The 8362-nt window shown below is 71.7% G+C and carries 6 protein-coding genes and 1 pseudogene; 5 read left to right on the top strand and 2 right to left on the bottom strand.

All coding sequences use genetic code 11. The features are described from left to right. The 3 genes from trxB to PSH25_RS00725 all read left to right on the top strand — a co-directional run. Positions 1 to 933, top strand: a 933-nt coding sequence (trxB, locus tag PSH25_RS00715) for a thioredoxin-disulfide reductase (RefSeq protein ID WP_238657086.1), incomplete at its 5' end; no start/stop codon positions are given. Positions 934 to 962: 29 nt separating this feature from the next. Beyond that, positions 963 to 1286 carry a thioredoxin gene (gene trxA / locus PSH25_RS00720; RefSeq protein ID WP_030331849.1) on the top strand — a complete coding sequence of 108 codons (324 nt, stop codon included), beginning with the start codon at positions 963 to 965 and terminating at the stop codon, positions 1284 to 1286. A 171-nt stretch (positions 1287 to 1457) separates the two neighbouring features. After that, the gene (locus tag PSH25_RS00725) at positions 1458 to 2621 is read left to right on the top strand and encodes an N-acetylmuramoyl-L-alanine amidase (RefSeq protein ID WP_238657087.1); all 1164 of its coding nucleotides are present in this window, start codon (positions 1458 to 1460) and stop codon (positions 2619 to 2621) included. A 14-nt stretch (positions 2622 to 2635) separates the two neighbouring features. Here the strand turns inward: PSH25_RS00725 and PSH25_RS00730 are convergent, their stop codons facing one another. Beyond that, complete coding sequence (locus tag PSH25_RS00730) at positions 2636 to 3301, bottom strand: GNAT family N-acetyltransferase (RefSeq protein WP_091396576.1); 666 nt, start codon at positions 3299 to 3301, stop codon at positions 2636 to 2638. 295 nt (positions 3302 to 3596) lie between these two features. Here PSH25_RS00730 and PSH25_RS00735 point away from each other — a divergent pair, with 295 nt between their 5' ends. Next, positions 3597 to 4910 (top strand): aminotransferase-like domain-containing protein, encoded by a 1314-nt coding sequence (locus tag PSH25_RS00735; protein ID WP_238657088.1) that lies wholly within the window; start codon positions 3597 to 3599, stop codon positions 4908 to 4910. Between the two features lie 7 nt (positions 4911 to 4917). Continuing rightward, complete coding sequence (locus PSH25_RS00740; RefSeq protein WP_238657089.1) at positions 4918 to 5919, top strand: D-alanine--D-alanine ligase family protein; 1002 nt, start codon at positions 4918 to 4920, stop codon at positions 5917 to 5919. An 815-nt stretch (positions 5920 to 6734) separates the two neighbouring features. Here PSH25_RS00740 and PSH25_RS00745 read toward each other — a convergent pair. Further along, positions 6735 to 7104 (bottom strand): annotated as a pseudogene (locus PSH25_RS00745) (hypothetical protein); the annotation flags it as partial. Positions 7105 to 8362: the final 1258 nt, after the last annotated feature.

Raw genomic sequence — 8362 nt, forward strand, 5'->3', positions numbered from 1 at the left:
CTGATCATCATCGGCTCCGGGCCGGCCGGCTACACGGCGGCGGTCTACGCCGCACGCGCCAACCTGAAGCCACTGATCATCGAGGGCGTGCAGTCCGGTGGCGCGCTGATGACCACGACCGAGGTGGAAAACTTCCCCGGCTTCGCCGACGGCATCCTCGGCCCCGAGCTCATGGACAACATGCGCAAGCAGGCCGAACGGTTCGGTGCCGAGTTCCTCACCGACGACGTGACCCGGGTCGAGCTGGTGGACACCGGCGACGCCGGCTCCGGCGCGGTGAGCACCGTCTGGGTTGGCGAGACCGCCTACCAGGCCCGATCCATCATCCTCTCCACCGGTTCGGCCTGGCGTCCGCTGGGCGTGCCCGGCGAGCAGGAGTTCCTCGGCCACGGCGTCTCCTCCTGCGCCACCTGCGACGGCTTCTTCTTCCGCAATCAGCACATCGTGGTCGTCGGCGGCGGCGACTCGGCGATGGAGGAGGCCAGCTTCCTCACCCGCTTCGCCGAATCGGTCACCATCATCCACCGCCGCGACTCGTTCCGGGCCAGCAAGATCATGGCTGAGCGGGCGTTGAGCAACGAGAAGATCAAGGTCGAGTGGAACAGCGCCGTCGAGGAGATCCTCGGCGACGACGGCAAGGTCACCGGCGTACGGGTCCGCAACGTGCACACCGGTGACACCAAGGTGATGGACGTGACAGGTGTGTTCGTGGCCATCGGTCACGACCCCCGCAGCGAGCTCTTCCGTGGTCAGGTCGAGATGGACGACGAGGGCTACGTCAAGGTCGAGGCCCCGAGCACCCGCACCAACATCCCCGGCGTCTTCGCCGCCGGTGACCTGGTCGACCACACCTACCGTCAGGCGATCACCGCGGCCGGCACCGGCTGTGCCGCCGCGCTCGACGCCGAACGGTTCATCGCGACGCTCAGCTGAAACAAGAACACATCCCGGAGGAGGGCATAGTGGGAACAACCAAGGCGGTCACCGACAAGAGCTTCGTCGCTGACGTGCTGCAGGCCGACAAGCCGGTGCTGGTGGACTTCTGGGCGGAGTGGTGCGGGCCGTGCCGCAAGGTGTCGCCGCTGCTCGAGGAGATCGCCCGGGAGATGGGTGACCAGGTCACCATCGTCAAGCTCAACATCGACGAGAACCCGGAGACCGCTCGGGCCTACCGGGTGATGTCGGTGCCGACGCTCACCGTCTTCAAGAACGGCCAGCCGGTGCAGTCGATCGCCGGTGCCAAGCCGAAGGGCGAGCTGGTCCGGCTCATCGAATCGGCCCTCTGACCAGCAGAAACATCAACCGAACCCCGTACCCGCTCGCCGGGTGCGGGGTTCGGCGTCTTCCCGGCCGTAGCGCCGACGTATTTCTCCGCCCCAGCCACCTCGCCGCCCCGGAGCGCATAGCCTCAAGCCTGGGCCGCCCGGCCAGCCAGCGTCGTGCAGAGGGGGTCGTGCGTGCGTCCGATCCGACCCGGTGACCGGGGACCCGCGGTCACGGAGATCCGTACCATCCTGACCGGCCTTGAGCTGCTCGCCGTTGCCGGCCCGCAGACCGACGAGTTCGACCTGGACACCGAGCGGGCGGTCCGCGCGTTCCAGCAGTCACGGGGGCTCAGCGTGGACGGCCGGGTCGGCGCGGAGACCTGGCGCGCCCTGGACGCCGCCCGCTGGCGGCTCGGCGCCCGCACCCTCTACCACGCGGTCCCCGAGCCGCTCACCGGCGAGGATGTCCGGTCGCTGCAGGAGCGACTGCTGGAGATGGGGTACGACGTGGGCCGCGCGGACGCCATCTACGGTGTCCGGACCTCGCGGGCGGTCGCCCAGTTCCAGCGCGAGGTCGGGCTCACCCCGGACGGCTCCTGCGGCCCACACACCATGAACGCGCTCCGCCGGATCGGCCGCAAGGTGGTCGGTGGCCGCCCGCAGTGGCTCCGTGAGTCCGACGCCATCCGGCAGTCCGGGCCGGCGCTGGTCGGCAAGACGGTCGTCATCGACCCGGGGCACGGGGGCACCGACCCCGGGATGGTGGTGCCCGACGGCTCGTTGCGCTGGACGGAGGCGGACCTCGTGCACGACCTGGCCAGCCGACTGGAGGGGCGGCTCGCCGCCACCGGGGTGCGGGTGCAGCTCACCCGGGGCCCGTCGCCCGACAGTTGCCTGCCGGACACCGACCGGGCCCTGCTCGCCAACTCGCTCGGCGCCGACGTGTTCATCTCGCTGCACCTGGACGGCCACGCCAACCCGGATGCGGAGGGCGTCGCGACCTACCACTACGGCACCGACAACGGGGTGACCTCGGCGACCGGTGAACGCCTGGCCGGGCTGGTGCAGCGGGAGATCGTCGCCCGCACCGGGCTGCGGGACTGCCGTACCCACGCCAAGACGTGGGAGCTGCTGCGACTGACGCGGATGCCCGCCGTCCGGGTCGAGGTCGGCTACCTCACCTCGCCGACGGACCGCGCCCACCTTGTCGACCCCCGGTTCCGGGACCGGGTGGTGGAGGCGATCGTGGCCGCGGTGCAGCGGATGTACTACCCCATCGAACGAGACGTCCCGACCGGGTCGCTCGACGTCAGCGAACTGCGTGCCGTGGTGGCCGCCGGCACGGTGGTCGACTGATCCGCCGCCGTGCGTCAGCCGTTGGTGGAGCGGGTGGCCGGGGCGGGACGGACCGGCCGGAGCAGGGTCTCCGGGCTCATCGACCCGAGCAGCTTCTCCAGCGCGTACTCGACGTCGGACTTCCAGCTCAGCGCCGTCCGCAGCTCAAGGCGCAACCGGGGGAAACGCGGATGCGGACGTACGGTCTTGAAGCCCACGGAGAGGAAGAAGTCGACCGGGGCCACGCAGCCACCGGCGGGGTCGTCCGCGTCGCCGAACTTGGCATCGCCGAACGCCTCGATGGCCTTGATCCCGCGCTTGGTCAGATCCCGGGCGACACCCTGCACCAGCATCCGGCCCAACCCGCCGCCGGAGAACGCGGCGACCACGTTGGCGGTCATCAACAGTGCCGCGTCCGCGGAGACCGGTGAGGTCGGGAACGCCATCGAACGGGGCACGTAGGCGGGCGGGGCGTACATCACGAAGCCGGCCGGCATGCCGTCGACATACGCGAGTTTGCCGCAGGAGCCCCACTCCAGCAGCGTCTGGGAGACCCACGCCTCCTTCTCCAGGCCCGGATCGCCGGCGGCACAGGCCCGGTCCGCGGAGACCGGATCGAGCTCCCAGTAGACGCACTGCCGGCACGGGCGCGGGAGGTCTTCCAACGTGTCGAGGGTCAGGCTGACCAGACGTCGCGACATATGGCGCATCCCCACAATAGGCTCGGTGGTGAGACCGGCATGGAACGACAGCGCCGCCTTCCTGCCCCCGACGAGCGATCGTACGCCGCCGATCGACGATGCGGGAGGGGACGCGCAGATGCTCACCGCAGTGGGGGACGCCGAGGACGGTCCGCCATGTGGTCGATCTGCCTCGGCACGGCGGCAGCACAACTGTGGCGGACTAGGATCGACAATCGGTGTGCCCGCCGCCATGGTCAGCGGTGTGCGGGGTACCCGGGGCGGGAACCACCCGAGCAGCGATCGAGGTGAGGTCATGACCGGCACGACACTCGACGACTACACCGACCGGTACGCCCGGCGGGTACGCGGGATGACCGCCTCCGAGATCCGAGCATTGTTCGCGGTGGCCAGTCGTCCGGAGGTCGTCTCGCTCGCCGGTGGCGCACCGTACATCGCAGCCCTCCCACTGGACGCGGTCGGCGAGATGCTCGGCCGGCTCGGTTCCGAGCAGGGCGTGACCACCCTCCAGTACGGCATTGGCCAGGGCACCCTTGAGCTGCGCGAGCGGATCTGCGAGGTGATGTCGCTCTCCGGGATCGACGCCGCGTGCGGGGCCTCCCCGGAGGACGTCGTGGTCACCGTGGGCGGGCAGCAGGCCCTAGACCTGGTGGCCCGGCTCTTCCTCGACCCGGGTGACGTGGTGCTCGCCGAGGGGCCGACGTACGTCGGTGCGCTCGGCGTGTTTCAGGCCGCCCAGGCGCAGGTCGTCCACGTACCGATGGATGCGGACGGGCTGATCCCGGAGGCGCTGGAGACGGCCATCGCCGACCTGGCCCGCGCGGGCCAGCGGGTCAAGTTCCTCTACACGATCCCCACCTACCAGAACCCGACCGGCGTGACGCTCAGCGAGGAGCGCCGGGAGCGGGTGCTCGACATCTGTGAGCGCGCCGGCCTGCTCGTCGTCGAGGACGACCCGTACGGTCAGCTCGGGTTCGAGGGTGAGGCCCCGGCCCCCCTGCGGGCCCGCCGCCGCGACGGCGTCTTCTACCTCAGCACGTTCTCCAAGACCTTCGCCCCCGGGCTGCGGGTCGGCTGGATCCTGGCGCCGCACGCGGTCCGCGACAAACTGGTCATCGCCAGCGAGGCGCAGATCCTCTGCCCCAGCGGGTTCGCCCAAGCCGCGGTGGCAACCTATCTGAGCACCATGCCCTGGCGGCAGCAGCTCAAGGTCTATCGCGAGGTCTACCGGGAACGTCGGGACGCCCTGCTCGACGCGATGGCCGACCTGATGCCCGAGGGCACCAGCTGGACCACACCGGCCGGCGGTCTCTTCGTGTGGGCCAGCCTGCCCGACGGGCTCGACTCGAAGGCCATGATGCCGCGAGCGGTCGCCGCCCGGGTCGCCTACGTTCCCGGCACCGGCTTCTACGCCGACGGCACCGGCACCGACGCCATGCGGCTCAACTTCAGCTTCCCGCCGCCGGAGCGAATCCGCGAGGGCGTCCGCCGGCTGGCCGGGGTGATGGAGCAGGAGATCGCCATGCGCCGGGTCTTCGGCGCTGTGGGTGGCGCCGCCGGCCGACGCGGCCGGGCCGGCTCCGACGTGCCCGGGCCCGACTTGGCATGATGCCGGCATGGCTACGACCGCCGAGCACCTCCTCGTGACCGATTCCGCCATCTCGGCCGACCTGCGCGTCGTGGTGCTCGCGGGTGGGCTCTCCTACGAACGGGACGTGTCACTGCGCTCCGGTCGTCGGGTGCTCGACGCGCTGCGCGCCGTCGGGGTGGAAGCCGAACTGCGAGACGCGGACGTGGCCCTGCTACCGGCGCTCGCGGCCGACCCACCGGACGCGGTGGTGATCGCACTGCACGGCGCGACCGGCGAGGACGGCTCACTGCGCGGGGTGCTGGATCTGTGCGACATCCCGTACGTCGGCTGCGACGCCCGGGCCTCCCGGGTCGCCTGGGACAAGCCCTCGGCCAAGGCGGTGCTCCGCGAGGCCGGCATCCCCACCCCGGACTGGGTGGCGCTCCCGCACGACCGTTTCTCCGAGCTCGGCGCGGTCGCCGTCCTGGACCGGATCGTCGACCGGCTGGGCGTGCCCCTGATGGTCAAGCCGGCGCAGGGCGGGTCCGGGCTGGGCGGAGCGGTGGTCCGGGACGCCGCCGCGCTGCCCGCCGCGATGGTCGGCTGCTTCGCGTACTACTCCACCGCCCTCGTGGAGCGGTACGTGCCGGGGATGGACGTGGCGGTCTCCGTCGTCGACCTCGGCGACGGCCCGCAGGCCCTGCCGCCGGTGGAGATCGTGCCCCGCAACGGCGTGTACGACTACGCCGCCCGCTACACCGCGGGGCGGACCACCTGGCACGCCCCCGCCCGGCTGGATCCCGAGGTGGCTGCCACGGTCGCTGACGTGGCCCTCGCCGCGCACACCGCGCTCGGTCTACGGGACCTCTCGCGCGTCGACGTGATCGTGGACGCGGCCGGCCAGCCGCACGTGCTGGAGGTCAACGTCTCGCCGGGCATGACGGAGACGTCACTGCTTCCGCTGGCGGTGCAGGCGGCCGGGCTGGACTTCGGCCGACTCCTCGGCACCCTGGTCGCCCGAGCAGCGGCCCGCCTCACCACTCACTGACCTACCCGCCACCCGTTCGGTCGAGCGCACCCGCTCGCGGGTCGACCATGAGGTTGGCCCCGACAGGCCAACCTCGTGGTCGGTTCCAGATCAGTGGCTCGCGCGCACGTCGGGTGCGTCGTTGCCGTTGGTGCCCGCGGCTGCGCCCGGAGTGCTGGCGCCCCCGACGCCGTTCTCGGGGACGGTCTTCGTGACGGCCTCCCCGGCGGTGTCCCCGTCTGCGGGGCCATACGCAGCCGGAATGGCGGGACCCGAGGGAGCCTCGTCGGCGCTGCCGCTCGCCGGGCCGCCGTGGAACCCGTCGGTGGGGACCTTCGCCGGGGCGACCTGGGGTCCGCCGCTGGGTGCCTCCGTCGGGTCGACATGGGGCCCGTCGGCGGGCGTGCCCATCCTGGCGGCGATGCCGGACGCGGTACTGCCGGGCGCTGCCACGGTGGAGTCCCGGGCGGTGGAGGCCGGGATGTCGGAGGCCGGGGTCTCGGACGACGGGCCGGGCAGGCCGGTGACGGATGGCCGGTGAGCGGGCTCGGTCGCCGGTCCGGTGACCGTGGCCGTCCGAGCGGGTTCAGCCGTCCGAGCGGGTTCAGCCGTCCGAGCGGTGACGGTGGTCGCCGTCGAGCCGGCATCGGCGTCCGGGTCCGCGGCTGGTTCGGCCGGGAGCACGGTGTCCGCATGGGTCGGATCGGGAGTGGAGTCGAACGCCGGCTCCGGGATCTCCTCTGCCGCCTCGATGACCGAGACCGCATCCACCCCGGCTGCTGCCGCAGAGGCAGCTTCCGCTGCGGCGGCGGCATCCGCGGCAGCGGACTGGGCCAGCAGACTGGACGGCGCCTGCCACTGGATGCGGGGCGGCTCGGCGAGCGGGCGACCACCGAACTCGGCGAGCCAGGCAGCGACCAGTGCCAGATTCTCCCGCCACTGCGCCTCGGAGATCGGCGGCAGGATCGAATCCCACAGGGACAGGAACGTGCCCCGCAGCTGAAGACGGCCGTACGGACGGGCGAGGAACCACATGTGCAGATGAGCCGAGCCGTCGCCCCAGCGGTTGACGTGCACCCGCGCCACGCCGTCGAGCGACCGGATGGCCCGCTCCAGACGTACGGTCATCACCCCCAGCTCGGCAGCCAGCAGGTTCGGTAGATCGCCGAGGTCGAGGTGAGTCCGCGATTCCAGGATGAGCACCATGGGCAGGCCGGTGGGCCGGTCCATGGCACGGACCCGCCACCGCTCGCCCACCCAGATGTAGGCGTCGTCGGGTGCGTTGCAGGCGGTGCATTCCCGGAGACCCTCGCCCTTCCGGGGCGGTTCGACCGGGACCGGATCATCGAGTTGCTTCACGTGGAGGTCACCCTCGAAGGGAAATGACGGCCACTGGGTGAAGTCCGGGACTGAGGGAGGGGTGTCGTGCACGACGCTGACCCTAACCGAGTCTGGCACCGCTGTCCCTACCTGTTTGAGCGGTCGCGGGCCACCGGATCGGTGCCCGTCGTCGATCGGGCCGACACGGTCGCGTGGGCAGCGGGAGGCGATATCCACAGGCTGCCGAGATCCTGAACACAGGCCGTCATCCACAGGCTCGCACCCGCTCCCACGCGCTGTTTCACGTGAAACGGGGGGTGCCTGTGGACAACCGGTGTGGATAACTTTTCGGCCGGTCGGTCGTTGTCCGCGAACCGCGAAATCGGCGGGTTCGATGCCACCGGGGAGGGAATTGGACCGGTGCCCTCCGATCGGCACCGCATGCCGCCGCCCACGCGTTGCCCTGGCGCCGATGACCGCCCGCTGACCCGTGTGGCACCCGTCGGCGGACGACTGGCTCGTACGCGGACCCCGCATCAGCCCGGGACCCGGCCCATGCCCCCTGGCGCCTGGACGCTCTGGGCGTCCGGACGCTCTGGACGTCCAAGGGCGGGGAGGTCGCACCGCCGCACCGACGTCGAGCGTCTGAAATGGGTGGCGACTCGGCTTGACCGTCACTCCGACCCCCAGGCTTTCGATCGGTGCCAGCGAGCCGCTATCGCCGTTTCACGTGAAACGGCGCGCTGGCCGGCGAAGGCGGGCCGGCTGAAGGCGGGCCGGCGAAGGCGGACCGGCGAAGGCGGACCGGCGACTCGCGGCCGAGGTCGCTGCGCGGGGCGCTTCCGACCAGACTGACCGCAACCGAGAGCCTCGGCCCACCCGAGGACAGCCTCGGAGACGCCGTTACGCGCCCTTCAGCGGCTCGCTGGCGCTTCCGGCCGCGCAGGGGGTGGATGCGGTCGAGTGGACCATGCCGGAGCCTTCTGCGACGCATGTAGCGGATCCGCTCGCCGCTCGCCGCCCGCGCTCACCCCGGCGGCCGCCATCCGTCGCACGCCGCCGCGTCCGCCGCCCGTCGCCAGGCCCTCCCCACGACGGCGCTCGTCGCCCATCACGGCACGGTCAGCGCCCGCCACCGCGCCCG

The sequence above is a fragment of the Micromonospora foliorum genome, from assembly GCF_022229015.1.
GTDB classification, from domain to species: Bacteria; Actinomycetota; Actinomycetes; order Mycobacteriales; family Micromonosporaceae; genus Micromonospora; species Micromonospora foliorum.

Bases quoted from the DNA above. Each gene is read 5' to 3' on its own strand.
- PSH25_RS00730 (WP_091396576.1), bottom strand. From the start codon at position 3,301: ATGTCGCGACGTCTGGTCAGCCTGACCCTCGACACGTTGGAAGACCTC.
- PSH25_RS00735 (WP_238657088.1), top strand. From the start codon at position 3,597: ATGACCGGCACGACACTCGACGACTACACCGACCGGTACGCCCGGCGG.
- PSH25_RS00740 (WP_238657089.1), top strand. From the start codon at position 4,918: ATGGCTACGACCGCCGAGCACCTCCTCGTGACCGATTCCGCCATCTCG.